The 2,447-nt window shown below is 44.6% G+C and carries 3 protein-coding genes; all 3 read left to right on the top strand.

The window, feature by feature from the left end; genetic code table 11:
* The first annotated feature begins 159 nt into the window (after positions 1-159).
* Positions 160-831, top strand: a complete 672-nt coding sequence (locus tag IQ260_RS31335) for a calcium-binding protein (RefSeq protein WP_322745083.1) — start codon at positions 160-162, stop codon at positions 829-831.
* Positions 832-1,074: 243 nt separating this feature from the next.
* Positions 1,075-1,992, top strand: coding sequence for a hypothetical protein (locus tag IQ260_RS29830; RefSeq protein WP_193996678.1), 918 nt, complete (start codon positions 1,075-1,077; stop codon positions 1,990-1,992).
* Positions 1,993-2,251: 259 nt separating this feature from the next.
* The coding region (locus IQ260_RS29825; RefSeq protein ID WP_193996677.1) for a hypothetical protein at positions 2,252-2,447 on the top strand (196 nt) is incomplete at its 3' end.

The following is a 2,447-nucleotide window of genomic DNA, read 5'->3' as shown; positions in this document are numbered from 1 at the left end:
TCTTTTCCATGGCCTCCTACAAACGTCGCAAACTCAATCAGCATCTGCTTGACAGGTTTATTCGAAACTTAGACTTAGACGAGACTTTGATTAAATCACATCCCAACTTTCCAAGTCTTTGTGACTATGGGGTGCTAGTCTCCTAATTCTGTCCGGAGTATTGTATATGGAAATGGTGGCAATGATTATCTATGGGGAGGCAATGGAAGCGATACCCTATATGGTGATGTCAGCGGGGATAGAACTTTAGCTGGACTGGAAGGCCATGACGTTCTATATGGTGGTTCTGGTCATGACTTTCTATATGGGAATGGAGGTAATGATACCCTTTACGGCGGCATTGGTGATGATACTCTTGACGGTGGATGGTCTGGAAACAAAAAATTATACGGTGAAGAAGGCATGGATCGCCTAATCGGTGGAACAGGCGATGACATCCTAGATGGAGGTTCAGAAGATGATTCCCTAGTGGGCAAGGGCGGCAATGATAAACTGTATGGCGGCTCTGGCAGTGACTTGCTTATCGGCGGAACAGGTGATGATCTCCTACAAGGAGCAACAATAGCTACTACAGATCAGCAAGATATTCTTATCGGAGAAACTGGAGCAGATATATTTGTGCTAGATTCTTTTTACCAGGCTCTCTCTAGTTACGCCACTATTCTTGACTTTAGCAGTGGTGAACTGGATAAGATTCGAGTTGCAGGAAATATCAGCGGTTACAGCCTTGAGATCATTCAAGGAAATACCTCAATTTTACAGGGAAATAACCTCATAGCTATTGTAAATAACGTGGCTGTTACTCAGTCTGATCTGATTTCAGTTACCTAGTTGATTCCCTCTTCAAACCCCGCTTATTTAGGGCTGCTAAGTTCTTAGTATGTATAGCTCTGCCTATGAAGTAGGGAGAAAGGAAAGTGACCAGGGCAAACGGTTGCTGACTAGTCACTTTCAAAACTTTCAAGAGCTACTTTATGGACCACTATGCATAACTCTGATATGTCATGCCTATAAAGCAAAAGAGAGAAAAATAAACTCTCCTAAAACAGGTTCAAAATCATCACAACAATTACCATGAAACTACGCATCATATCTTCTATCCTTTTAACTATTGCAACAATAGGTACAACAATAACAGTCCCCACTCAAGTCCACGCTCAAGAAACTATTCCCAACGAGCCCTCCATCAAAATTGCAAGCCTAATAGCTACGTCAGGCCCAACAACAAAGTATGCAGCCATCTGGCAAAAAGACTCTAATCAAAAAACTTTCCCCTCCGTGGCTCGCCATGGCATGACATCCGGTCAATTTCAGTCCGAATTTGATAAATATGTAAGTCGAGGCTATCGCTTAACCAGCGTAAGTGGATCTGGCAGCGGTAGGCAGACTCGATATGCCGCAATTTGGGAAAAGCGCTCCGGTCCTGCTTGGGTGACACGTTACGGCATGACCTCCGGCCAGTACCAAGCGGAGTTCAACAAATATACACAGCAGGGTTTTCGACTCACCCACATTAGTGGCTATGGTTCCGGCAATAATGCTCGATATGCCGCAATTTGGGAAAAGGGCTCTGGTCCCGCTTGGGTAGCTCATCACGGTATGACCTCTGGTCAATACCAATCTGAGTTTAACAAGTACACCAGTCAGGGTTTCCGACTCACCCAAGTCAGTGGCTATGGTACTGGCAACCAAGCCCGGTATGCTGCGATTTGGGAAAAGCGTTCTGGTCCTGCTTGGGTGGCACGTCACGGTATGACCTCTAGTCAATACCAATCTGAGTTTAACAAGTACACTAGTCAGGGCTTTCGGTTAACCCACGTCAGTGGCTATGGCACTGGTAACCAGACTCGATATGCTGCAATTTGGGAAAAGCGCTCCGGCCCTGCTTGGGTAGCCCGCCACGGTATGACCTCTGGTCAATACCAATCTGAGTTCAACAAGTATACAGATCAAGGCTACCAGCTTATCCATGTCAGTGGTTATGGCCAATAACATGAGCAGGCTTCACGGACTCATTGGCAATGGAAAATCACCCTAAATACTTTCCATTGCCAATGCAGCCAATATTGCTGCCAATTCATCCCGTGGATAAGCAACATCAAAAACGCAAATACTCTCACAGCAAAATCAAGCAATCAAGAGTGTCAAATAAATCCTTCTGGTTGCAAGATCGATAATTAAACGTTATTCCACTGATTACCAAAGCAACAACGCTTGCCAATACTAGCTTTTACATTACTCAAGAGTGAAAATGAAATTATTTTTTGGAACTGGTTTAATTGCCTTGTCATCCCTTTTGGTGACCTTCTCCGCTAATGCTGCGGATTTTAATAGCGATCGCAAAACAGATCTGGCCGTTATTAGACAAGTTGGTTCTCACCTGCAGTGGATTGCTGACTATAACCATGATGGTAGTGCCGACTGCGAGTTAACTATGGCAGGAGTAC

The sequence above is a fragment of the Leptolyngbya cf. ectocarpi LEGE 11479 genome, from assembly GCF_015207065.1.
Taxonomy (GTDB): Bacteria; Cyanobacteriota; Cyanobacteriia; order Phormidesmidales; family Phormidesmidaceae; genus Leptothoe; species Leptothoe ectocarpi.
The sequence above is the reverse complement of the archived record's forward strand: the minus strand, read 5'-3'. Positions and strand labels throughout refer to the sequence as shown.